This window comes from Mycolicibacterium llatzerense, assembly GCF_025331195.1.
GTDB classification, from domain to species: domain Bacteria; phylum Actinomycetota; class Actinomycetes; order Mycobacteriales; family Mycobacteriaceae; genus Mycobacterium; species Mycobacterium llatzerense.
Genome location: NZ_LXOV01000017.1, coordinates 267663 through 290331, shown reverse-complemented (window position 1 = coordinate 290331; position 22669 = coordinate 267663). Strand labels below are relative to the sequence as shown.

Here is a 22669-nt window from a genome sequence, read left to right as displayed (position 1 = left end):
GCGTATTCCTTTACGTCCGAACGTCGATCAGAGCGGGCGGGTGACGATCATCCGCACCGGCGTGGGATCGAATCCGTTGCACGGGTTGTTGATCTGCGGGCAGTTGGACACCAGAACCAGGACGTCGGTGTCGGCACGCAGCGCCAGCCGCAGTCCCGGTGCCGACAACCCGTCGACGATGCCGAGGGTGCCGTCGGCCTCCACCGGCACGTTCATGAAGAAGTTGAGATTCGGTGCCAGATCGCGCTTTCCGAGGCCGTACCGGGCGCCTTCGATGAGGAAGTTCTCGACGCAGGCGTGCTGGTGCCGGGTGTGGTGGCCGTAGCGCAGCGTGTTGGATTCCTGCGAGCAGGCGCCGCCGACGGTGTCGTGATTGCCCACCTCGTCGGCCACGACCGTCATCAGTGCCGCACCATCGCTGTCCCGCAACACCGTTCCGGTGCTGACGAACAGCGACCGCTGCGCCGTGATGGTGGTCTGTGCGCTGTAGCGCCGGGACGTGTCATGGGCGCCGTAGATCAGCGTGTCGACGGCCTGATTGCCGTGCAGGTCGACGATGGTCAGCACATCGCCTTCCGCGATGATCGCCGACCAGGGGCCGCGGGCCTCGACGATCTCGTCGAGGATGGTCGTGCCGGCCACCAGCGCGGGGACCGAGTCGATGACAGTGCTCATTAGCTGGCTCCTCCGGTGAGATGCAGTGCGGTCCAGACGTCTTCGGTGTTGCGATGTGCGCGTTCGTATTCGGGCCCGATGGTGTCGGCGCGGGCAGCCAAAGCGGCGAGGTCGTCGGGCGCCGACCAGGCCAGCACCTCCAGATCGGAGGTGCTGAAACTCGGCTCCGGGTCGAGCGGGTGCGCGGTGTTGGCGATCGCCACGATCACCGGCAGGTGCACGATCAGTTCGACTGCCGTGCCGGGACCGGCCGAGCCCGTCGACACCAGTTGGCCCGCATCGTCGGCACGGGCGCCGTGGAAGAACGACACGCCGGGGCCGACGTCACGCGGGCCGAGGCCGTGTTTGAGCGCGGCGAGCACCAGCAGCTCCCGGCCGGCCGGGCTGTCCGAGTGCGCGGTGCCGGCCCCGTAGCGGGCCTCGTTCTGCGACCGGGTTGTGGTGCCGCACAGCGCATCGTGATGACCGGAGGTGTCAGCGACGATGGTCGCCAGGACCCGTCCCTGATCATCGAGCAGCGGATGTCCGGTGGCGAGGTACGCCTGCCACGGCACCTTGACGGTGTCGGCGGTGTTGAGCCGCTCCCAGGGGGCGTCGGCGCGCCAGAGCAGCAGGTGCGCACACGCACGGCCCTCGATGTCGGTGAGCCGCAGCCGGGTTCCGCGGTCCAGCACCTTGCTGGTGTAGCGCCCGCCGGGCACCGTCTCGGCCCAGGTCAGGCGGTCGGCTTCGACGCCGGCGGGCGGTGTCGGCCACAGCGATGCGGGTACGACGGGCATGGCCGCCGTGTGCGCGCCGGCTTGGGCGCGAGCGTGCGCGCGGGCGGCTGCGGTGGTCGATGTGGTGGAGAGACTCACGAGAATCCTTTCGGCAGTAGCTGGCTGGCGGAGATCAGAGTGTTCCGACGGGGTTCGGATGGGTCCGGCGGTACGGGAAGCACAGGGCACCGAGCGCAACAATCGCGACGATGGTGAACGGCCCGGCCCAAACCAGCAGCGGCATCGTGCCCGTCGGGTCGTAGATTTCCGGCCGTGGCCAGGCCAGGTTGATCACCATCGCCACGCCGTAGGCCACCGCGAAGAGGTTGACCGGCAGACCCCAGCGTCCCATCGAGAACAGCGGCCGACCGCCGGCGTCGGTGGCCGATGCGTCCCAACGCATTCCCCGCAGCCGGTGGGCCAGTAGCGGTGTGGTCACCAGCAGGTAGGCGATGTAGATCGCGATGATGCAGACGCTGGCAAGCGTGGCGAAGATCGCGGAGTTGCCGACGTTCACCAAGAGCACACCGACACACGCCACACCGACCACGATCGCCGGCGGAATGGGTGTCCCGGTTGCCGGATTGACGCGGGACAGGAGCGACGAGAACGGCAGCCGCTGATCGCGCGCCATCGAGAACATCAGGCGGGTGGCCGCGGTCTGAATTGCCAAGGTGCAGATGAAGATCGCGATGGCCACGTCGACCAGGAGCAGCGTCCCCCACGGCGACGACAGCACCGCGCCCAGCACGTAGGGCAGGCCCTCGGTCGCGAGGCGACCGTCGGTCAGGCTCGGCGCCGCCATCAGTGCGCCGATGATCATCAGGCCGCCGCCGAGCGCCGACACCGTCAGTGCCGACCGGATGGTGCGCGGCGCCACGCGGCGCGCGTCCCGCGTCTCCTCCGCCAGCTCGCCGGCCGAACCGAAGCCGACCATCACGTAGGCGGCCATCAGCCCAGAGGCGATCCAGGCCCAGCCGTAGCCCGGACCCGTTGCGCCGGTGTCGAACACGACCTGCGGACCACGCTGGGCATGGGTGAAGAACACTCCGACGACCGCGATGACTCCGACGATCTCGCAGCAGACACCGATCGTCGCGACCCGCGACATCCAGCGCACCCCGATGCAGTTGATCGTGGTGGTGACCAGCAGCAGCGCCGTACCCAGCAGCACCGCATTGGCCGCTCCGTCCGGCGAGGTGAGGGCGGTGTCGGTGCCGATGATCTGGAATCCCGACCACACCGCCGGCAGCACCACCTGCAGCGCGATGGCCGCGGCGGACGCCGTGATGATCTGGGCCAGAATCATGAACCAGCCACCGAACCAGCCGACGACTTCGCCGCCGAGGCGGCGGGCCCATTGATAAATGGCCCCCGAGATCGGGTAGCGGGCGGCCAGTTCGGCGAAGCACAGGGCCACGGCGAACTGCCCGATGAACACCGCCGGCCAGGTCCAGAAGAACGCCGGACCGCCGAAACTGAAGCCGAGACCGAATAATTGGAAGATCGTGGTCAGGATCGACACGAACGAGAAACCGGCCGCGAACGAGGCGAACTTGCCCAGCGAGCGATGCAGCTGTTGGTCGTAGCCGAACTCGGCGAGATCGTCATGATCTGCCGGCGACGTGTTGGTCAATGTCATCCGATCTCGATTCCACAGAGGTCAATACCTGTCAACTGACAGAATTAGGTGTGCCCATGACACGGATGGGTCACCGAAGTTTCCGATGTGGGTCGCGGTGTAACAGTTGGGTTTCACGGGAGCCGACGATGCGCGGATGGCACAGTGGTGGCATGAGCCGCCCGGGCCGCCCCCGCCACCGCGACGCCTTACGCCCCGGCAGCACCGCCGTCGAGCAGATCCTCGATGCCGCCGGAGAACTGTTCGTGACCAAGGGCTTTACCGTGACCTCGACGCGTTCGATCGCCGAAGCCGTCGGCATCCGGCAGGCCTCGCTGTACCACCACTTCCCCAACAAGGAAGCCATTCTCGAGGCGCTGCTCGATGCGACGGTGGTGCCGTCGCTGGAGTTCGCACGGCGGGTGACCCGGTCCGTGGACGACCCGAGGGTCGCGCTGTGGGCGGTGACGGCCGGCGACGCGGCCAGCCTGTTGTCCGTGCCGTGGAACCTGGGCCGGCTCTATCTACTGCCCGAGGTCGACGGTATCGAGGGCTTCCATGACCGGCGCCGCGAGCTGCACGCCGTGTACCGCGAGCTGGCGGTCGACGTCGTCGGTGGCCGCGACGAGTTCCGCTGCGGCCTCCCGGTGCGCCTGACCGAGACGGTCATCGCGCAGCGCGTCGACGACCCGGGCATCGCCGGTGACGAAGTGGCCGAGGCCATCGCCGATGCGGCGCTGCGGGTGCTCGGGGTCGATGTCGACAACGCGCTGCGGGCGGCGGGGCGGGCACTGGTCGAGCAGCACCTGCCCACGCCTACGTGATTTGTGCACGATTTTCCGCGTTAGCCGCGGATTTTCGTGCACAAATCACTCGGGGGCGAGCAGCTGGTCGGCGTCGAAGCAGCTGTGATCGCCGGTGTGGCAGGCCCCGCCCACCTGGTCGACCTCCAGGAGCACGGCATCGCCGTCGCAGTCCAGGCGTACCGAGTGCACGTACTGGGTGTGTCCCGACGTCAGGCCCTTGACCCACTGTTCGCCGCGTGAGCGGGAAAAGTACGTCGCCTCACGGGTTTCCAAGGTGCGGGCCAGCGCGGCGTCGTCCATCCAGGCGACCATCAGGACGTCGCCGGTGCCGCGCTGCTGCACCACGGCGGTGAACAGACCGGCCTCGTTGCGCTTGATGCGTGCGGCGATTCCAGGATCGAGGCTCATCGCACCGTGATCCCCTCGGCCGCCATCGCCGCCTTCACCTGCCCGATGGTCAGCTCACGGAAGTGGAACACGCTGGCCGCCAGCACCGCATCGGCGCCGGCCTGCACCGCAGGCGCGAAGTGGTCGACGGCGCCGGCTCCCCCGCTGGCGATCACCGGCACAGTCACAGCGGCCCGCACTGCCCGCAGCATCGCCAGGTCGAACCCGGCCTTGGTGCCGTCGGCGTCCATCGAGTTCAGCAGAATCTCGCCGACCCCGAGTTCGGCTCCGCGCGTTGCCCATTCGACGGCGTCGATGCCGGTACCGCGCCGACCACCGTGGGTCGTCACCTCCCAGCCCGACGGTGTCGGGTCAGAGTCTGCCGGCACGGTCCGCGCGTCGACCGACAGCACGATGCATTGCGAGCCGAACTGCCGCGACAACTCCGACAGCAGTTCCGGCCGGGCGATGGCCGCGGTGTTGACCGAGACCTTGTCGGCGCCGGCCCGCAGCAGGGTGTCGACATCCTCGACCGAGCGGACGCCCCCGCCGACGGTCAGCGGGATGAACACCTGCTCGGCGGTGCGGCGCACCACCTCGAGCATGGTCGAGCGGCCCGACGACGACGCGGTGACGTCCAGGAACGTCAGCTCATCGGCGCCCTCTGCGTCGTACGCGGCGGCCAATTCGACGGGATCACCGGCGTCCCTGAGGTTCTCGAAGTTGACGCCCTTGACCACTCGGCCGCCGTCGACGTCCAGGCATGGGATGACACGGGTTGCGAGACTCACAGGTAATCCTCCGGCACACCAACGGATTTCACGATCTCCAGCATCCTCTCGTGCACGCCGGGGGCAGCGGCCAGCGCCGACTTCGACTCCACTGTCCAGGGCTCACCGGCGAGGTCGGTGACGATGCCGCCCGCGGCCCGCACCAACGCCACGCCTGCGGCGTGGTCCCAGATGTGGTGACCGAAACTGATTGCGCCGCCGAGGATGCCGGCGCCGACGTAGGCCAGGTCAAGGCCGGTGGCGCCATGCATCCGCACCCGTGAGCATTCCCGCGTCAGGCTCGACAGGACCGCGTTGCGCCACCGCCCCGGGAACCGGCCCTTCGAATCGATGTTGAAGGTCTGGATACCGATGATCGAGTCGGCCAGCGTGCTCGGCGCCAACGGCGGCAACACCGACTCCCCGTCGCGGACCGGGCCATCGACGGTCGCGACGTACCGCTGACCCATGAAGGGCAGCCACGTCAGGCCGGCGACGGGAGTGCCCCGCCACAGCAGGCCGAGCAAGATCGCCGCCATGGGCGAACCGGCCGCGTAGTTGAACGTGCCGTCGATCGGGTCGAGCACCCACACCAGTTCGGAATCGATGGGCTCGCCACCGAATTCCTCACCGTGCACACCGATCCCGGTCGCCGACGTCAGTGCCGCGACGACCTGGCGCTCGATGGCAAGGTCGATCTCGGTGGCGAAGTCGTTGCCCTTCTTGCGCACCGCCGCGTCCGCCTGATGGCCCGCGATGAACGGAGCGACGGCATCATCGAGCACGCCGGTCGCGACCGCGACCAGCTCTGCCAACCTCGCCGGTTCGATCACTTCACTGCGGCCAGCGCCTCGGGCAGCGTGAACCGCTCGGCGTACAAGGCTTTTCCGACGATGGCACCCTCGACGCCCTGCCCGGTCAGCGTGGCGATGGCCCGCAGGTCGTCCAGGCTCGACACCCCGCCCGACGCGATGATCGGTGCCTTGGTGCGGCCGGCCACAGTGCTCAGCAGGTCCAGGTTCGGGCCGGTCAGCGTGCCGTCCTTGGTGACGTCGGTGACGACGTAGCGCGAACAGCCTTCGCTATCAAGGCGTTCCAGCACCTCCCACAGGTCGCCGCCGTCGGTTTCCCAGCCACGGCCGCGCAGGCGCCAGCTGCCGTTCTCGAACTGCACGTCCAGACCAACCGCTACGCGGTCGCCGTACTCGCCGATGGCGCGCTTGCACCACTCCGGGCTCTCCAGCGCGGCGGTGCCGATGTTCACGCGGGCGCAGCCGGTGTCCATGGCCGCCTTGAGCGAGGCGTCGTCGCGGATGCCGCCGGAAAGCTCCACGGCCACATCGAGTTTGCCGACCACCTCGGCCAGCAGCTCCCGGTTGCTGCCCCGGCCGAACGCGGCGTCCAGGTCCACCAGGTGCACCCACTCGGCGCCGTCGCGCTGCCAGGTCTGCGCCGCCTCGAGCGCCGAACCGTAGTCGGTCTCGCTGCCGGCCTTACCCTGCACCAGCCGCACCGCCTTGCCGTCGACCACGTCAACGGCCGGCAACAAAATCAAACTCATAGCCCCTCAACCCAATTCGCCAACAGCGTCGCACCTGCGTCGCCGCTCTTCTCCGGATGAAACTGTGTCGCCGACAACGCGCCGTCTTCGACGGCGGCGATGAACGGCACGTGATGCGTGGCCCAGGTGACCTTCGCGTCGGCATGACCACCCCACTGCTGGGCGGCGTACGAATGCACGAAATAGAACCGGGTGTCCGCGTCGAGCCCCTTGAACAGGGTGCTGTCGACAGCGGCGTCGACGGTGTTCCAGCCCATGTGCGGGATCACCGGCGCGTCGAGCCGGGTGACCTCGCCGGGCCACTGCCCGCAGCCCTCGGTCTGCACGCCGAACTCCACACCCTTCGAGAACAGGATCTGCATACCGACACAGACGCCCAGCACGGGGTGACCCGCGGCCAGACGGTCGGCAATGATCTGCTCCCCGCCGATCGACCGCAGGCCCGTCATGCAGGCCTCGTAGGCGCCGACCCCGGGCACCACCAGTCCGTCCGCGGCGGCGGCAGCCGCAGCGTCAGCGGTCACCTCGACGTCAGCACCCACGCGCTCGAGCGCGCGCTGCGCGGACCGAAGATTGCCCGAACCGTAGTCCAGAACAACAAGTTTCTTTGTCACAGAGTGCCTTTGGTCGACGGCACGCCCGCCACCCGCGGATCGGGCTCGACGGCCTGGCGCAGCGCGCGGGCAACAGCCTTGTACTGCGCCTCGGTGATGTGGTGCGGGTCGCGGCCGTACAGCGTCCGCACGTGCAGCGCGATCTTCGCGTTGAAGGCCAACGACTCGAAGACGTGCCGGTTGATCACGGTGTGGTACGGCACCGAGGAGCCCGCGATGGTGAAGGACACCATGGACTCGGGCTCACCGGTGTGCACGAAGTACGGACGGCCCGAAACATCAACGGCCGCATGGGCGAGGGTCTCGTCCATCGGGATGAAGGCGTCACCGAACCGGCGGATGCCCTTCTTGTCACCCAGGGCCTGACCGAGCGCCTGGCCCAGGACGATCGCGGTGTCCTCGACCGTGTGGTGGCCCTCGATCTCGACGTCACCCTTGGCGTGCACGGTCAGATCGAAGCTGGCGTGCGTCCCCAAGGAGGTCAGCATGTGGTCGAAGAACGGCACCCCGGTGCTGATGTCGACGTGGCCGGTGCCGTCGAGGTCGATCTCGACGACGATGCTGGATTCCTTGGTGGTGCGTTCCACGCGGGCGCGGCGGGTCATGAAACTCCTTGTGGGGCTAGTTCCGATGCGGCGAGCTTGGCGCTGACTTCGAGCAGGGCGTCGTTCTCCGAGGCCAAACCGACGGTGGTGCGCAGGAAGCCGGGGATCCCGACGTCGCGGATCAGCACGCCGGCGTCGAGGTAGCGCTGCCAGGTCGCCGCGGCGTCGGCGAATTCACCGAACAGGATGAAGTTGGCGTCGCTGGGAATGACCCGGAAACCCAAGTCGGACAACGCCGCAGCTACCCGGTCCCGCTCCGCCGCCAAGGTGGCGACGCTGCTGAGCGTCTCATCGGCATGGCGCAGCGCCGCGCGCGCGGCCGCCTGCGTCAGCACCGACAGGTGGTACGGCAACCGCACCAGCAGCATCGCGTCGATCACGGCGGGATCGGCCACCAAGTAGCCCAACCGCCCGCCGGCGAACGCGAAGGCCTTGCTCATGGTGCGGCTGATGATCAGCTTGGCCGGGTATTCGGCCAGCAGCGCAATACCGCTGGGCTGCGACGAGAATTCGCCGTATGCCTCGTCCAGGATCAGCACGCCCGGTGTGACGTCGAGCAGCCGCCGCAGGTCCTCGAGCGGCACGCTCTGCCCGGTCGGGTTGTTGGGGCTGGTCACAAACACCACGTCGGGCTGCTGTGCGCTGATGGCGGCCACGGCGACATCGACGTCGAGCCCGAAATCGGTGGCTCGCGTCGCCGACAGCCACTCGGTCTGGGTGCCGTCGGAGATGATCGGGTGCATCGAGTACGACGGCACGAAACCGATGGCGCTGCGGCCCGGCCCGCCGAACGCCTGCAGCAGCTGCTGCAGGATTTCGTTGGAACCGTTTGCCGCCCACAGGTTTTCCGCCGTCAGCGCGACACCCGTCTGCGCCTGCATGTACGCGGCCAGGTCGGCGCGCAGCGCCATGGCGTCGCGATCCGGGTACCGGTGCAACTCGGCCGCCGCCTCGGCGACCGATGCGGCGACGTCGTCGATCAGCGCCTGGGTGGGCGGGTGCGGGTTCTCATTGGTGTTGAGCCGCACGGGAACCACCAGTTGCGGTGCGCCGTACGGCGACTTGCCGCGCAGGTTCTCCCGCAGCGGCAGGTCGGCCAGGGAAATCTTGCCCATCAGCGTTCGAACCTCCGGCGTACGGCCTCACCGTGCGCAGGCAGGTTCTCAGCGTTGGCCAGTGTGATCACGTGACCCGCAACGTCTTTCAGGGCCGCCTCGGTGTAGTCGACGACGTGGATGCCACGCAGGAACGTCTGTACCGACAGGCCGCTGGAGTGCCGCGCGCAGCCGGCGGTGGGCAGCACGTGGTTGGACCCGGCGCAGTAGTCACCGAGGCTCACCGGCGACCAGGCACCGACGAAAATGGCACCCGCCGAACGGATTCGGCCTGCCACCTCCGCGGCGTCGACAGTCTGGATTTCCAGGTGCTCGGCGGCGTAGGCGTTGACCACCCGCACGCCGGTGTCGAGATCGTCGACCAGCACGATGGCCGACTGCTTGCCGTTGAGCGCGACCGTCACCCGCTCGCGGTGCAGCGTGCCGGCGACCTGCGCGGCCACCTCGACATCGGTGGCGTCGGCCAGCTTCTCGCTGGTGGTGACCAGCACGCTGGCCGCCATCTCATCGTGCTCGGCCTGGCTGATCAGGTCGGCCGCGATGTGCACGGCGTCGGCCGAGTGATCGGCCAGGATGGCGATCTCCGTCGGGCCGGCCTCGGCGTCGATGCCCACCTGGGAGCGGCAGATGCGCTTGGCGGCGGTGACGAAGATGTTGCCCGGCCCGGTGATCATGTCGACCGGCGCCAGCTCGGCACCCGTGGTGTCCACGCCGCCGTAGGCCAGCAGCGCGATGCCCTGGGCACCGCCGACGGCCCACACCTCGTCGACCCCGAGCAGGGCGGCGGCGGCCAGGATGGTCGGGTGCGGCAGGCCGCCGTGGTCCTTCTGCGGCGGACTGGCGATCACCAGCGAGTCGACGCCGGCGGTCTGGGCCGGCACGACGTTCATCACGACGCTCGAGGGGTAGACGGCGTTGCCGCCCGGCACGTACAGCCCGACGCGCTCGACCGGCACCCACCGTTCGGTGACGGTCGCGCCCGGGGCCAGGGTCGTGGTGGTGTCGGTGCGCCGCTGGTCGGCGTGCACGGCGCGGGTCCGCTCGATCGCGACCTCCAGCGCCAACCGCACGTCGGCGGGCAACCGGGTCAGCGCGGCGTCCAGCTCCGCCTTGGGGACGCGCACCGCAGCCGGCCGTACCCCGTCGAAGGTCTCGCCGTATTCGAGGGCGGCCACCGCACCGCGCTCGACCACGGCGTCGACGATCGGGCGTACCTTGGGCAGCACCGAATCCACGTCGACACCGCCTCGGGGCAGCACGGATCGCAACTCTGCGGCAGTCAGCACACGGTTACGCAGGTCGATACGGGACATCTGTAACTCGGCCATCGAGTCAATTGTCCCTGATCAGTCCAGTTCATAAAAATCCGCCATGACGTGGCGGCCTAGCCGACTGTCGAGTTCTCCAGCGCACTCTTGATGATCGGCGCCGCGTGCTCCATAGCAGCCCGAAGTGGACCCGCTGCTTCGTCGGGCAGGACATCGCGCGACCAGAGGAAACGGCAGCGTTGCGGACCAACCGCCACAACCCGCATCACCGCGTTGTCATGCGCGGGGCGCGCGGTGTCACCGATCAACGAGTAGGCGATCCGGCAATCGGCTTCATCGCGACTGACCAGGCGTTCTCGGGCGAGGAAACCGTCGGCGAACGTCACGACCCGAACATCGCCCTCCGGTTCGCAGGACACCACGAAGCCGGGGGCCATGCGCACCGGGCCGGCCGCCCAATCCCCTATCACCTCCCATACCTGAGCGCGGTCAGCTTCAACATCGAACTCAACGTGAATGAATGCCATGAGATCAGTCTGGGCGGCATCCGGGCGGACGTCTTGAACATTCTTGCGGGCTGTCGGTGTCGCCCGACGGTGTCGGTCCCCGCCGCTAACGTCCACGGCATGTTGACCGCCCAGACGCTGATCGCGCGGCCCGACTTCAGCGTCACGACCTGGCGTTGCACCGGTGAGGATGAGGCCTGGTCCGAGCCCGAGTGCGCGATCGACGGGCGAGTGGTCCTGGTGCGTTCGGGGAGCTTTCACCGCCGCGGCTCCTGCGGTCCCGTCGAACACGATCCGACGCTCGGCTATCTCGGTGAGCCTGGGGAGCGCGAGCATTTCGCCCACCCGCACGGCGGCGACGTGTGCACATCAGTCCAACTCAGCACCGAAAGTTGGTGGCAGCTGGCCGGCGAACCGCAGCAGACCAGGCCCGCCCCGGTCTATGTGGACGCCCGCCTTGAACTGGCGCACCGGCGGTTGCTGGGCAACGGACGCAGCGACCCCGACTATCAGGTCGCCGAGCAGCTGGTGCAGCTGGTGGGTGCGGCCCTGCGATCGGCGGCGACGCGGCCGATCCCCGCGTCCGATTCGCCGTCTCAGGCTTCGGAGCGCCGATTGGTTTCGCGAGCCCGTGAAGCGATCCGGCACGGCGATGAGGTCGCCGCTGGACTGTTCCCCCTCGCGGCCGCCCTCGGGGTCTCTCCGTACCGTCTGAGCCGATCGTTCAGCAATGTGCTCGGGGTATCGGTGACGCGGTATCGCAATCGGGTTCGGGTCGGACGGGCGCTCGACCACCTGTACCGCGACGACACCACTCTCGCCGATGTCGCGGCCAAGCTGGGATTTGCCGACCAGGCCCACTTCTGCCGCACGCTACGTGAGCAGACGGGGCACACCCCGACCGCCGTCCGGCGCGCACTGCGCCGCGTCGCCGCGAGCTAGCTGTTCAGTTCGGCAGAAACGTCGCGCGTGCCCGCGCCGGACTATTGTCCGAGAGCAAGCCAAATCGAATACGGAGGCGTCAATGTCAAGCCGTCAGGAACACCCCAACAACGCCGCCGGCGTGCCGATGATCTTCCCGGTCTGGTTCGAAAACCTCCAGATCAAGTACATCAACCCGGCGCTGCGCCCGTTGTCCAAGAAGCTGCCGGGGTTCTCCGTCATCAAGCACCGCGGCCGCAAGTCGGGCAAGGAGTTCGAGACCATCGTCACCTCGTACCGCAAGGGCGATGTGCTGGCGATTGGGCTCGCCCACGGCAAGACGAACTGGGTCAAGAACGTGCTGGCGGCCGGCGAAGCCGACATCCACGTCTCGCGCAAGGATCTGCACCTGGTCAATCCGCGAATCCTGCCCGCAGGCACGGACGATCCGTCACTGCCGCGGATCGCGCGGATCGTCGGGAAGCGCCAGGGCGTGTTCGTCGCCGACATCGCGCACTGACGAACGAGGGCCACGCTGAATTTTCAGCGTGGCCCTCGTTGTCAGCCGCTACTTGCAGATGTCGTTGATCTGCTTGCTGTCGGCGCCCGCGTCGTCCAGGCGCACCTTCTGCTGCGGGTCGTCGGTCTGGGAACCGGCCGTCGCCGCCGCGCCGATGTCCAGCAGAGTGTTCGCGTACTTGCGCGCCGCCGTCGCGAGGTCGGCCGGGGCGGCCGGATCGATCCGGTTCAACAGGTACTGGCCACCGGTGATCAGGGCCAGGCGAGCGTTGGCCGCGACGGCCAGCGCGCCCGTCGTGTCATCCGGCCCGCCGGGGACCGCCAGGTTGGTGTTGATCGCGATGCCCTTGCTGACGGTCTTCATGGCGTCGCAGAGCGCGATCTTGGCCGTGTCCTGCTCGGCCTCGGTGTACGTCTTGGCCTGATGCTTCACCGCGTACAGGGCGTAGCCGCCGATGGCACCGGCGATCAGGCCGATGACCACGGCCGCAATCGCGATGATCTGCGTGACGGACATCGAACCCGAATCCGACGTCGTGTCGGTGTCCTTGGCAGCTTTGCTCAGCGTGGTGGTCTTGTCTTCGGTCTTCTCGTCTTCCGCCATGACCGTGATAGTAACGGCCGAGCTAGGTATCGAGGCCGACGTCGAGCACCCGCACCGAATGTGTCAGCGCGCCAATGGCGAGGTAGTCAACGCCGGTCGAGGCGTAGGCCGCGGCCGAATCCAGGCTCAGCCCGCCCGACGACTCGAGCTTGGTGCCGGGCGCGCGGGCGTCGCGGCGCTGCACCGCGATCTGCGTCTGCCAGACCGGGAAGTTGTCCAGCAACACCAATTCGACGTTCTCGCCGAGGATTTCGTCGAGCTGCTCGAGCGAATCCACCTCGACCTCGCACGGCAGGTCCGGCGCCACGTTGCGCACCGCCTGTAGGGCAGCGAGCACCGATCCGGCGGCCGCGACGTGGTTGTCCTTGATCAGCGCGGCATCGCCGAGCCCCAGCCGGTGGTTGACACCGCCGCCGACTCGCACCGCGTACTTCTGCAGTAACCGCAAACCGGGCAAGGTCTTTCGGGTGTCGCGGATGGCCGTGTCGGTTCCGGCCACCTCCTGGACCCAGCGGGCCGTCTCCGAGGCGATCCCCGACAGGTGGCAGACGATGTTGAGCATGGTGCGTTCAGCGGTCAGCAGAGCCCGCGTCGGTGCCTCGACAGTGAGCACCGCGTCGCCGGGTTTGACCTCGGCGCCGTCCTCGGCGCGGTCCCGGATCTGATAGGCACCCGCGCCGATCACCTTGTCCAGCACCAACACCGCGATGTCCAGGCCCGCGATGACGCCCGGCTGCCGCGACACCATCGATGCGACGGTGGTGGCGTCGGCAGGCACCGTCGCCGCCGACGTGACGTCCGGCCCGTAGCGCAGGTCCTCATCGAGCGCGCGATCGATGATCGCGTGCGCGTCTGCCAGTTCGGCTGCAGTCAATGCCATCAGTTACACACTCCTATCGGCAGGGCGGCCAGCGCGCGCCCGGCGGCGTCCAGCCGCACATCGATCGACACCCCGAACGCCGGATCGCGGTCCGGCCGGTCGCTTCTGTGGTGGCAGCCACGGGATTCGGCGCGGGCCGCCGCTGCCGCGGCCACCGCCGACGCCGTCACGGTCAGGGCCGCATCCTCGACGGCCGTGCGATCCGACATGGCCGTGCCACGGGCGCCGGCGAGCAACTCGCCCAGCTGCCCCAGTCCGGCCGCATCTCGCACCACCGACGCGTACCGCGTCATGCCGCGTTGCAGCGCATCCCGATCCAGCGCCGGCCGCTTGCCCAAATCCGGTTCCGGCACCCGGTTTCCGCCGGCACCGCGAGCCCGCTCCGCTGCAGCTCGACCGGCCCGGCCACCGACCACCAGCCCTTCGAGCAAGCTGTTGGAGGCCAGCCGGTTACCGCCGTGCATGCCGGTGCGGCCCACCTCACCCGCGGCGTACAGCCCGGCCATCTCGGTGCGACCGTGCACGTCGGTGACCACGCCGCCGCAGCTGTAGTGCGCGCCCGGTACCACCGGAATCGGTTGGCGCGCAGGGTCGATACCGGCAGCCAGACAGGCGGCGGTCACCGTCGGGAACCGGGCGGCGACATCGGAGACGCCGCGGGCATCGAGGTAGACGTAGTCGTCGCCGGTGGCAGCCAGGCGCGCATCGATGGCGGCGGCCACCACGTCGCGCGGCGCCAGATCACCCATCGGATGGACGCCGTCGGTCACCGAATCGCCGCGGCGGTCACGCAGGATCGCGCCTTCGCCGCGCAGCGCTTCGGTGATCAGCGGGCAACGACCGCCGGCCGCGCCGGTGTACAGCATCGTGGGGTGGAACTGGACGAATTCGATGTCGCGGACCGGCAATCCGGCACGCAGCGCCAGGGCGATGCCGTCGCCGGTGGATCCGTCGGGGTTGGTCGTCGCGGTGTACAGCTGGCCCAGTCCGCCGGTCGCCAGAATGACCGACGGCGCCGTCAGCACACCGGGTCCTTCGGGGCTCAGGACCAGCAGCCCGCTGACCGCTCCGTCCTGGTGCAGTACCTGCAGCGCAACATGATTGGGCCGGATATCCAGCGTCTGCGTCGCGGCGGCCAACGCACGCTGCACCTCAGCGCCGGTGGCATCGCCGCCGGCGTGGATGATGCGGCGGCGGCTGTGCCCGCCCTCGCGGGTCAGCGACCAGTCCCCCGGTCCGACCTCGTCGAAAGCCGCACCGGCGCCGACCAATTCGCGCACCGCGGCATAGCCGTCGGCGACGATCGAGGTGACCGCCTCGACGTCACACAGACCGGCACCGGCCGCGACGGTGTCGGCGACGTGCGCTTGCACCGAGTCATCGGTGTCAGGGATGACGACTGCGATGCCGCCCTGGGCGTACGCGGTGGCCGTCTCGCCGGACTTGCCGACGACCACGACACGGCTGCCGGCCAGCTGAGCGGCACGTGCGGCCGCCAGGCCGGCCACACCCGTGCCGACGACGACGACGTCAGCCCGTTGGCGCCAGTAGCCCCGTCCGCCGCACGCGCCCAGCGGACGGGCCGCGTGGAGGCTCACCGCTACTCCCCGCCGCCGGGCTGCCCGATCCCGATCATGCGCTGCACACTCAACCGAGCTGCGGCTGCGACATCCTCGTCGACGTTGACTTCGTCGGCACCGTCCCGCAGGCAGCGCAGCAGCGCGGCCGGCGTGATCATCTTCATGTACGGGCAGGAGGCCCGATCGTTGACGGCGAGAAACTCGGTTTCCGGTGCGGCACGGCGCAACTGGTGCAGCATGCCGATCTCGGTGGCGACCAGGACCTGCTTGGCCGTGGTCGCCCGGGCGGCGTCGAGCATGCCGCCGGTCGACAGGATCTTGACCCGGTCGTCCGGCACGGCGCCCTCGCCGGCCAGGTACAGAGCCGAGGTGGCGCAACCGCATTCGGGGTGCACGAACAGTTCGGCATCCGGGTGCGAGCGGGCCTGGTCGGCGAGTTCGTCACCGTTGATGCCGGCGTGCACGTGGCATTCCCCGGCCCAGATGTGCAGGTTGTCGCGGCCGGTCATCCGGCGGACGTGCGCGCCGAGGAACTGGTCGGGGCAGAACAGCACGGTCTTGTCCGCCGGGATCGAGGCGACCACCTCGACGGCGTTGGACGACGTGCAGCAGATGTCGGTGAGGGCTTTGACCGCCGCGGTGGTGTTCACGTAGGACACCACGACCGCGTCCGGGTAGTCGGCCTTCCAGGCCCGCAGGTCGTCGGCGGTGATCGAATCGGCCAGCGAGCAGCCTGCCCGCTGGTCCGGGATCAGCACGGTCTTGGCCGGTGACAGGATCTTGGCGGTCTCGGCCATGAAGTGCACACCGCAGAACACGATGGTGCCCTCGGCGGCGTCCGCGGCGATGCGCGACAGCGCCAGCGAGTCACCGACGTGGTCGGCGATGTCCTGAATCTCGGGCAGCTGGTAGTTGTGCGCGAGGATCGTGGCGTTGCGTTCTTTCGCCAGGCGGCGCACCTCGTCCGCCCACTGCGCGTCGGCGACCACGTCGCCGAAACCTTCGAACTCCGCCGGTCGGTCCAGAACCGTCATGGCCGTCTCCTTTGAACCTGGCCAGGTTTTCGACTTATGATCGAAAACATGCCACATACTAGCACTGCACACGAAAAGTTCACCTTGGTGTACCGCGCGCGACCCCAAAGGACCTGAAAGCCACCCAGCCCGAACTGGCCGCACCGCGAGCAGTCGACCTGCGACACTGCCCGGTTTGACCAGCAAAGACAGCTACGGTCGTCCGGACCGAACCTCATCCAGCGTCGGCAATTTCCAGAGCATGCCCTGTTCGAGATCGAAACTCATGGGCTTGTAGGGCAGCAGACCACTGCCGGGGTACGGGGTGAACTCCCCGAACCACACCTCTCCGCCGACGGCGTAGAGGTCGATACGGATGAAGTCCCAGCCCGCCCCGAGAGCACGCGCGATGTCGGACATCTTTTCCAGCTCGGGAGGCCGCGGCTCATCGACGACCAGCCGCTCGCCTTGGCGTACCGAGAACTGTCGCCACTCGGCATCCATGAAGGTGGCGGCCAGATTCTTGCCGAACCGGCCACGATTGACCTGGATCAGCTCGATACGGCCATCGAAGACGAAAAATTTGTAATCCGCCGGCGGCTTGCCGTCCGGGGTCTGGATCCGCTCCTCGATCAGCAGCAGCGGCCGAGCCTGGCTGTAGCCCCACTCGCCCAGTTCGATCGGCGTCTCGCGCAGCCAGCTCTCGGTACCCCTCTGCAGCGCAGACAAATCCGCGCGCGGGTCTGGCCCGAACAATGCATGCCCGCTGCTGTGATTGGGCTTGAGCACCCACGGCGACAGCGTCGCCAGGTCAGGGGCGTCCCTCAGATCGGTGCCCGACCACAAGGTCTCCGCGATGCGCAGATCCGGCCCCGAGTACGCCGCGCGGGCCATTTCCTTCATCGACAACTTGTCGCAAGCCTTGACGATCCGGTCTCGCCGATCGTTCAGGATGCGCCAATTCACCTTCTCGTTGAAAGTTTGCGGGTTGGCGAAATTGCCGCGTGCCCGCATCACACTGGCAAAGAGAGCCGCCCGCAGCAGTCGCTTCGGAATCAACTCGATCACCCAGCGACGCGTGGGCGCCAGCCACGCCGGCGTCTTTCGGTATTTCATTGCCATTGGCCGTGACATCCCCCTGTTTCTCCTGCTCAGGAATGCACAACCCCGCCAGATGACGCGGGCCAACAGGCCATCGCGCCATCACAGCAAAGAACGTCTATCCCCGGAAACCCCACCCGTTCAGGTTCCTCGCAGACAATACAGCCATATCGTAGGTTTTAGATCCCAAAATTGGGAAATTTGCTGCTGATCCACCTACTCGACCAACGGCAACACGAACCAGCCGCCGCGTTGGCGCACTCTGGGGAAGACGGCTCCGCTACTTACGAGGCGTCAGGACGATTCTGGATAGTTCTGCCAGGTCTGTTGCGTCTGGACGGCGATGGCGTCGTTCGCAGTTCCGCTGCCGTCCCAAAGGCCCCGGCTGGCAACCAGCACGATGGGCCAGAAGTGGGCGGCGACATCACGCACCTGGCGGATCGGGATTCCCCTGGATACGGCGGCGTAGTGCAGCCAGTAATCGTCAGCCCGCGGGCACACGTGGGCGAACGCCTCGCCGCGATCCCGCAGCGCCCCAAGCAGTTCCGGAGGGTAGGCGACACCGGATACACCTGTCGCGAATACCGTTTCCGACGCTTCGGTCGTGGTGCACATCGGCCAGGTGCCATACGGGCCATCGCTCCTGATGCGCGCACGAAAAGCGGTGACCTCGCCGGGCCGATGCGCCGCGAGCAGCTCCGCGAGCCAGGTGGGCGGGTAGTAGACGTCGTCATCCGCTGTGACAAGAGTGGCGTCGGGTTCGTCCGGCAGTATCTCGTTGACATACGGAAAGTACTTCTTGTGTGGTCCGTAGTCGCGGCAGTGACGAATTTCCAACCCGCGTGCCTGCAAGCGTTTCAATGTTGCCGGCGGATCGAGATACGCATCGCGGTCATCCAGCCAGAGGATCAGACGGCGAGGCTTCACAGCACCGGCACCGATGGTCTCAATCGTTTGCCACACCGTGGAAATCCGCTTGCCATAACTCGTCAACGACACGTTGGCGGCACCGGTGCCGACGACCAGCTCAAGGGACCTGTGGTTTCTCACGCTCAGTCGCGAACGCAGTGTGCCGAACTCCGCGAAGGTCAACACCCACCCGAGCGGATCTGTTGGATCAACACCAATATTGCGCATGGCCCCTTGGCCCTTTCCCCCACGCAACGACCATGAAGTTTGCTGGAATCGCGCGTGGTCAGTCTAACTACTGGGCGGCGCCTGCGCCGGTCACAGCTATGGCCACCCACCGCCCCGGCGGCGCTTTTGCACTCCGATGTTTTCGACTTAAAATCGAAAACGTGACGGATGTGGGTACTGCGCATGAAGTGCTCGCCGTCGTGTTTCAGGTGCGCCTCCTCGACGGAAAGAAACCGCAGCTCAGTGTGCTGTTATGGGAGCGCGCCATGGAGCCGCAGCGTGGCGCATGGTCCCTCCCTGGCGGCCAGCTGCGGCACGACGAAGACATGATCAGTTCGGTCCGGCGCCAACTCGCCGAGAAGGTCGATCTGCGTCAGCTGACCCATCTCGAACAGCTCGCGGTCTTCTCCGAGCCCAAACGCGTACCCGGCCCACGCACCATCGCCTCGACCTTCCTGGGCCTGGTGCCCTCCCCCGCAACACCCGAACTCCCGAGCGACACGCGCTGGCACCCCGTGTCGGCACTGCCTCCCATGGCCTTCGACCACCGCCCGATGATCACGCACGCGCACACCCGGCTGGTGGCCAAGATGTCCTATACCAACATCGGATTCGCCTTGGCGCCAAAGGAATTCACCCTGACCACGCTGCGGGACATCTACGCCGCCACGCTGGGCCACCCGGTGGACCCGACCAATCTGCAACGGGTACTGGGCCGGCGCGGCGTCATCACCCCGACCGGCACCACGGCCCGCTCCGGACGCAGCGGCGGCCGCCCAGCCGCGCTGTACCGGTTCACCGACTCGACATATCGCGTTACGGACGAGTTCGCCGCCTTACGCCCACCTAGTTAACCTACGGGTCGTGACGTAGGTCACTTTCTGGCCACATTTCGCGAGCCAGAATTGGTTTTTAAGGGTTCCTTAAGACATGATTTCCCGATGACCATGGGCAATGCAGCCAGGGCGTTCGACGCCGAGTGGATCGGCCAGCCGTACCACGAGGAACTCCAATCCGGCACCCGCCCACTGCGCCCCAGCGACGACGCGTTCTACGTCGCGCCCGTCGGCTTCGAGCACACCGCACCCGGCACCGTCCTGCGCTCGCGCGACGTCGAGCTCGGCTTCATGGGCGTGATCCCCCAGGGCGTCACCGCCACGCAGCTGCTGTACCGCAGCACCGACCTCAATGGCACCCCGCAGGCCGCGGTCACCACCGTCCTGCTGCCCGTCGGGCACAACCCGAACACCCGCTGCCCGATCGTCTCCTACCAGTGCGCCATCGACGCCGTCTCCGACGCCTGCTTCCCGTCGTACGCGCTGCGCCGCCGCGCCCGGGCCCTCGGCTCCGTGGCACAGCTCGAATACGTGCTCGTGGCCGCGGTCCTCGCGCAGGGCTGGGCGGTGTCCGTCCCCGACCACGAAGGCACCGACGGCATCTGGGGCGCCCCGCACGAACCCGGGTACCACATCCTCGACGGCCTGCGCGCCGCCATCAACACCGAATCACTCGGCTTGTACGCCGACGCGCCGATCGGCTTGTGGGGCTACTCGGGCGGCGGCCTCGCGAGCGCCTGGGCCGCAGAGGAATACGCCAACTACGCACCCGAGCTCAACGTCGTCGGCGCGGCCCTCGGCTCGCCGGTTGCCAACCTGGGCAACGTCTTCCGCCAGCTGAACGGCACCTCCAAGGCCGGCCTGCCGGCCACCGTCATCGCGGCGCTCATGCACGTCTACCCCGGCCTGAACCGTGTCATCAACGAGCACGCCACCGAGGCCGGTAAGGCCATGCTGCGCAACATCGAGGACATGACCACCGCCGAGGCGGTCTTCCGGCATGCCGGCCTCGACATGGACAGCCTGCTGAAGTCGCCGCTGCAGGAAGTGCTCGACACGCCTGAGGTGCAGCACGTCTTCGAGGCCATCAAGCTCGGCAAGACCGCGCCGACGCCGCCGCTCCTGGTGATGCAGGCCGTGCACGACCAGATCATCAACGTCGGGAACATCGACGAGCTGACCGACACCTACGTCATGGGTGGCTCGCACGTGACCTACCACCGAGACATCCTCAGCGAGCACATCGTCCTGCACCCGCTGGCTGCGCCGATGACGCTGAGCTGGCTCGCCGACCGGTTCGACGGCAAACCGCTGGGCCCCACCGTGCGTACCTCGTGGCCGGCCCTGCTGAACCCGGCGACCTACCTCGGCCTGATCAAGCTGGGCGTCGTCAGCACGAAGGTTCTGCTGGGACTTCCGGTTGGGCGTCGGTAGCGGCAGGAGCCGCGGCAACCGGTAGCCGGACGGGCGCCCACTCCACCGGCGGCCAGGCGCCCAGATCGTCGCGCTTGGTCGCCAGCGTGCAGAACAGATAGACCAGCGCGGCGATGCCGGCCGGGAAGAACAGCGTCGTCGCGATGACCCACGGCGAGTGCCCGAAGAACACCGGCGGCGCCTCGACCAGGTAGCCCACCCGATGCTCGGGAGACAGCGGAGCACCCGCAAGGTCCGGAGTCCCGTACCGCCAGTGAGCGACGGCCGCGCCGACACCCGCGAGCGCCCCTGCGGCAGCCACATTGCCGAGCGCCAGCGCACCGGCCAGGACCGGCCCACGATGCGCGCGCCACTGCCACACCAGCGTCGCCGCCACCACGGCGATCACCGTCAGCAGACCGACGGCCAGCGCACCACCCATGAACACCCGGTCCGACTCGTCGCCGAAGTACCCGTGGATGCGCTGACCCTTCTTGGTCAACGCGACGACGGCGTCCACCGGCGGCGCCAGAAACGCCCACAGCAGGCCGCCGAGCGCGCCGGCCAACGTCAGGCCGACGACGACCCGCAGCGCTGCCGCGCGATGCGAAAGCTTGGGCGGCTCAAGGGTTTCGGCGCCCTGCGCGAAATTCTGCTCTTCGCGCGGGCGCTCGTCGCCGCCGTCGGTCATCGCTGGGTCTCCAGGTCCTTCGAGTCCACCACCCCGTGCCGCGAGCACTTGGCCCACCAACCGTCGGGACGCACCTGCACCACCATGCGGCGGCCGCATTCGGCACAGAACCGGGGTGCCTCCAGGCCGAGCTGGGCCGTGGTCGGCATGACGGCGCCGTCGACGGCATCCGCCGCGACACCGGTGTAGACGTTGAACTTGCCGGCACTGACCGGTGCGGGCAATTCGCGAGTCATCACAGCGTGGCGTTGAGGGCCTTGATCGGCATCTGCAGATCGTCCAGCAGTTCCAGATCGGACTCGGCCGGGCGACCCAGCGTGGTCAGGTAGTTGCCGACGATGACGGCGTTGATGCCGCCCAGGATGCCCTGCTTGGCGCCCAGATCACCGAGGGTGATCTCGCGACCACCGGCGAAGCGCAGCATGGTGCGCGGCATGGCCAGACGGAACGCGGCGACAGCGCGCAGCGCGTCGGCGGCCGGCAGCACCTCGAGGTCACCGAACGGGGTACCCGGACGCGGGTTCAGGAAGTTCAGCGGCACCTCGTGCGGGTTCAGCTCGGCCAGGTTCGCGGCGAACTCGGCACGCTGCTCCAGCGTCTCGCCCATGCCGAGGATGCCGCCGCAGCAGACCTCCATGCCGGCCTCGCGAACCATCTCGAGGGTCTTCCAGCGCTCTTCCCAGGTGTGGGTGGTGACGACATTCGGGAAGTACGACTTCGACGTCTCCAGGTTGTGGTTGTAGCGGTGCACACCCATGGCCTTGAGCCGGTCGACCTGCTCCTGATCGAGCATGCCGAGCGAGCACGCGATCTGGATGTCGACCTCATTGCGGATGGCCTCGATACCGGCGGCGACCTGGGCCAGCAGGCGCTCGTCGGGCCCGCGCACCGCGGCGACGATGCAGAACTCGGTGGCACCGGTCTTGGCGGTCTGCTTCGCGGCCTCGACCAGGCTCGGGACGTCCAGCCAGGCGCTACGCACCGGGGAGGCGAACAGGCCCGACTGCGAACAGAAGTGGCAGTCCTCAGGGCAGCCGCCGGTCTTGAGGCTGATGATGCCCTCGACCTCGACCTCGGGACCGCACCACTTCATGCGCACGTCGTGCGCCAGGGCCAGCAGGTCCTCAAGTCGGTCGTCGGGCAGCTGCAGAACCTCGAGCACCTGCTCTTGGCTCAGGCCTTCGCCACGCTCGAGCACCTGCTCGCGGGCTACACCCAAAACATCGGTCGTGGCCTGAGTCATCGGCACTCCTTACTCCAGGCCGACTGCGGCCTACAACTTGAACGG

At 67.9% G+C, this 22669-nt stretch carries 26 protein-coding genes; 5 read left to right on the top strand and 21 right to left on the bottom strand.

The features are described 5' to 3' along the window. Positions 1 to 27: 27 nt before the first annotated feature. The 3 genes from A7G45_RS29020 to A7G45_RS29010 are packed head-to-tail and all read right to left on the bottom strand — an operon-like array spanning position 28 to position 3075. The gene (locus tag A7G45_RS29020) at positions 28 to 675 is read right to left on the bottom strand and encodes an urea amidolyase associated protein UAAP2 (RefSeq protein ID WP_260942049.1); all 648 of its coding nucleotides are present in this window, start codon (positions 673 to 675) and stop codon (positions 28 to 30) included. After that, positions 675 to 1538, bottom strand: coding sequence for an urea amidolyase associated protein UAAP1 (locus tag A7G45_RS29015; protein ID WP_260942234.1), 864 nt, complete (start codon positions 1536 to 1538; stop codon positions 675 to 677). Before A7G45_RS29015 ends, A7G45_RS29020 begins: the two co-directional genes overlap by 1 nt. Positions 1539 to 1566: 28 nt before the next feature. After that, positions 1567 to 3075, bottom strand: coding sequence for an amino acid permease (locus tag A7G45_RS29010; RefSeq protein ID WP_260942047.1), 1509 nt, complete (start codon positions 3073 to 3075; stop codon positions 1567 to 1569). A 152-nt stretch (positions 3076 to 3227) separates the two neighbouring features. Here A7G45_RS29010 and A7G45_RS29005 point away from each other — a divergent pair, with 152 nt between their 5' ends. After that, positions 3228 to 3878 (top strand): TetR/AcrR family transcriptional regulator, encoded by a 651-nt coding sequence (locus tag A7G45_RS29005; RefSeq protein WP_260942046.1) that lies wholly within the window; start codon positions 3228 to 3230, stop codon positions 3876 to 3878. Between the two features lie 45 nt (positions 3879 to 3923). Here A7G45_RS29005 and hisI read toward each other — a convergent pair whose 3' ends face one another. Genes hisI through A7G45_RS28960 form a run of 9 tightly spaced genes read right to left on the bottom strand, consistent with a single transcriptional unit; the run spans position 3924 to position 10707 of the window. Beyond that, the gene (gene hisI / locus A7G45_RS29000) at positions 3924 to 4268 is read right to left on the bottom strand and encodes a phosphoribosyl-AMP cyclohydrolase (RefSeq protein ID WP_260942044.1); all 345 of its coding nucleotides are present in this window, start codon (positions 4266 to 4268) and stop codon (positions 3924 to 3926) included. Then, on the bottom strand, positions 4265 to 5038 hold the full coding sequence (gene hisF / locus A7G45_RS28995) for an imidazole glycerol phosphate synthase subunit HisF (RefSeq protein ID WP_043398484.1): 774 nt from the start codon (positions 5036 to 5038) through the stop codon (positions 4265 to 4267). Before hisF ends, hisI begins: the two co-directional genes overlap by 4 nt. Beyond that, positions 5035 to 5850, bottom strand: coding sequence for an inositol monophosphatase family protein (locus A7G45_RS28990; RefSeq protein ID WP_260942041.1), 816 nt, complete (start codon positions 5848 to 5850; stop codon positions 5035 to 5037). The genes hisF and A7G45_RS28990 overlap by 4 nt, the downstream gene beginning before the upstream one ends. Beyond that, positions 5847 to 6578 (bottom strand): bifunctional 1-(5-phosphoribosyl)-5-((5-phosphoribosylamino)methylideneamino)imidazole-4-carboxamide isomerase/phosphoribosylanthranilate isomerase PriA, encoded by a 732-nt coding sequence (gene priA, locus A7G45_RS28985; RefSeq protein WP_029105632.1) that lies wholly within the window; start codon positions 6576 to 6578, stop codon positions 5847 to 5849. The genes A7G45_RS28990 and priA overlap by 4 nt, the downstream gene beginning before the upstream one ends. Continuing rightward, entirely contained in the window at positions 6575 to 7192 is a 618-nt protein-coding gene (gene hisH / locus A7G45_RS28980; protein ID WP_260942038.1) for an imidazole glycerol phosphate synthase subunit HisH, read from the bottom strand. Before hisH ends, priA begins: the two co-directional genes overlap by 4 nt. Next, positions 7189 to 7797: an imidazoleglycerol-phosphate dehydratase HisB gene (hisB, locus tag A7G45_RS28975; protein WP_260942036.1), complete on the bottom strand. Its 609-nt coding sequence runs from the start codon at positions 7795 to 7797 to the stop codon at positions 7189 to 7191. Before hisB ends, hisH begins: the two co-directional genes overlap by 4 nt. Further along, complete coding sequence (locus A7G45_RS28970; protein ID WP_260942034.1) at positions 7794 to 8912, bottom strand: histidinol-phosphate transaminase; 1119 nt, start codon at positions 8910 to 8912, stop codon at positions 7794 to 7796. Before A7G45_RS28970 ends, hisB begins: the two co-directional genes overlap by 4 nt. After that, positions 8912 to 10240 (bottom strand): histidinol dehydrogenase, encoded by a 1329-nt coding sequence (gene hisD / locus A7G45_RS28965; protein WP_260942031.1) that lies wholly within the window; start codon positions 10238 to 10240, stop codon positions 8912 to 8914. The genes A7G45_RS28970 and hisD overlap by 1 nt, the downstream gene beginning before the upstream one ends. A gap of 56 nt (positions 10241 to 10296) precedes the next feature. Continuing rightward, the gene (locus A7G45_RS28960) at positions 10297 to 10707 is read right to left on the bottom strand and encodes an SRPBCC family protein (protein ID WP_260942030.1); all 411 of its coding nucleotides are present in this window, start codon (positions 10705 to 10707) and stop codon (positions 10297 to 10299) included. Between the two features lie 99 nt (positions 10708 to 10806). On the opposite strand from A7G45_RS28960, the gene A7G45_RS28955 reads away from it, so the two are divergent. Then, complete coding sequence (locus A7G45_RS28955) at positions 10807 to 11628, top strand: helix-turn-helix domain-containing protein (protein ID WP_260942028.1); 822 nt, start codon at positions 10807 to 10809, stop codon at positions 11626 to 11628. Between the two features lie 82 nt (positions 11629 to 11710). Then, entirely contained in the window at positions 11711 to 12127 is a 417-nt protein-coding gene (locus tag A7G45_RS28950; RefSeq protein ID WP_043398498.1) for a nitroreductase family deazaflavin-dependent oxidoreductase, read from the top strand. Positions 12128 to 12175: 48 nt separating this feature from the next. Here A7G45_RS28950 and A7G45_RS28945 read toward each other — a convergent pair whose 3' ends face one another. The 6 genes from A7G45_RS28945 to A7G45_RS28920 all read right to left on the bottom strand — a co-directional run bounded on the left by A7G45_RS28945 (position 12176) and on the right by A7G45_RS28920 (position 18441). Further along, on the bottom strand, positions 12176 to 12730 hold the full coding sequence (locus tag A7G45_RS28945) for a hypothetical protein (RefSeq protein ID WP_051955002.1): 555 nt from the start codon (positions 12728 to 12730) through the stop codon (positions 12176 to 12178). A 22-nt stretch (positions 12731 to 12752) separates the two neighbouring features. Further along, entirely contained in the window at positions 12753 to 13610 is an 858-nt protein-coding gene (gene nadC / locus A7G45_RS28940; RefSeq protein WP_133760360.1) for a carboxylating nicotinate-nucleotide diphosphorylase, read from the bottom strand. Beyond that, on the bottom strand, positions 13610 to 15208 hold the full coding sequence (locus A7G45_RS28935) for an L-aspartate oxidase (protein WP_260942023.1): 1599 nt from the start codon (positions 15206 to 15208) through the stop codon (positions 13610 to 13612). Before A7G45_RS28935 ends, nadC begins: the two co-directional genes overlap by 1 nt. A 2-nt stretch (positions 15209 to 15210) precedes the next feature. Beyond that, positions 15211 to 16224 (bottom strand): quinolinate synthase NadA, encoded by a 1014-nt coding sequence (nadA, locus tag A7G45_RS28930; RefSeq protein ID WP_043398507.1) that lies wholly within the window; start codon positions 16222 to 16224, stop codon positions 15211 to 15213. A 192-nt stretch (positions 16225 to 16416) separates the two neighbouring features. Further along, complete coding sequence (locus A7G45_RS28925) at positions 16417 to 17391, bottom strand: ATP-grasp fold amidoligase family protein (protein WP_260942020.1); 975 nt, start codon at positions 17389 to 17391, stop codon at positions 16417 to 16419. Between the two features lie 207 nt (positions 17392 to 17598). Next, complete coding sequence (locus A7G45_RS28920) at positions 17599 to 18441, bottom strand: hypothetical protein (RefSeq protein WP_260942018.1); 843 nt, start codon at positions 18439 to 18441, stop codon at positions 17599 to 17601. Between the two features lie 161 nt (positions 18442 to 18602). Here A7G45_RS28920 and A7G45_RS28915 point away from each other — a divergent pair, with 161 nt between their 5' ends. Together A7G45_RS28915 and A7G45_RS28910 are read left to right on the top strand one after the other, a co-directional pair. Then, entirely contained in the window at positions 18603 to 19295 is a 693-nt protein-coding gene (locus tag A7G45_RS28915; protein WP_260942017.1) for an NUDIX hydrolase, read from the top strand. Positions 19296 to 19382: 87 nt separating this feature from the next. Continuing rightward, positions 19383 to 20711, top strand: coding sequence for a lipase family protein (locus A7G45_RS28910; RefSeq protein ID WP_260942016.1), 1329 nt, complete (start codon positions 19383 to 19385; stop codon positions 20709 to 20711). Here the strand turns inward: A7G45_RS28910 and A7G45_RS28905 are convergent. From A7G45_RS28905 to bioB, 3 genes are read right to left on the bottom strand one after another with little or no spacing between them, the layout of a single operon-like run. Continuing rightward, on the bottom strand, positions 20668 to 21381 hold the full coding sequence (locus tag A7G45_RS28905) for a DUF2567 domain-containing protein (RefSeq protein ID WP_260942015.1): 714 nt from the start codon (positions 21379 to 21381) through the stop codon (positions 20668 to 20670). The two genes, A7G45_RS28910 and A7G45_RS28905, sit on opposite strands and share 44 nt — an antisense overlap. Next, positions 21378 to 21617, bottom strand: coding sequence for a biotin synthase auxiliary protein BsaP (bsaP, locus tag A7G45_RS28900; protein ID WP_043398517.1), 240 nt, complete (start codon positions 21615 to 21617; stop codon positions 21378 to 21380). Before bsaP ends, A7G45_RS28905 begins: the two co-directional genes overlap by 4 nt. After that, the gene (bioB, locus tag A7G45_RS28895) at positions 21617 to 22624 is read right to left on the bottom strand and encodes a biotin synthase BioB (protein ID WP_043398520.1); all 1008 of its coding nucleotides are present in this window, start codon (positions 22622 to 22624) and stop codon (positions 21617 to 21619) included. The genes bsaP and bioB overlap by 1 nt, the downstream gene beginning before the upstream one ends. Between the last annotated feature and the right edge of the window lie 45 nt (positions 22625 to 22669).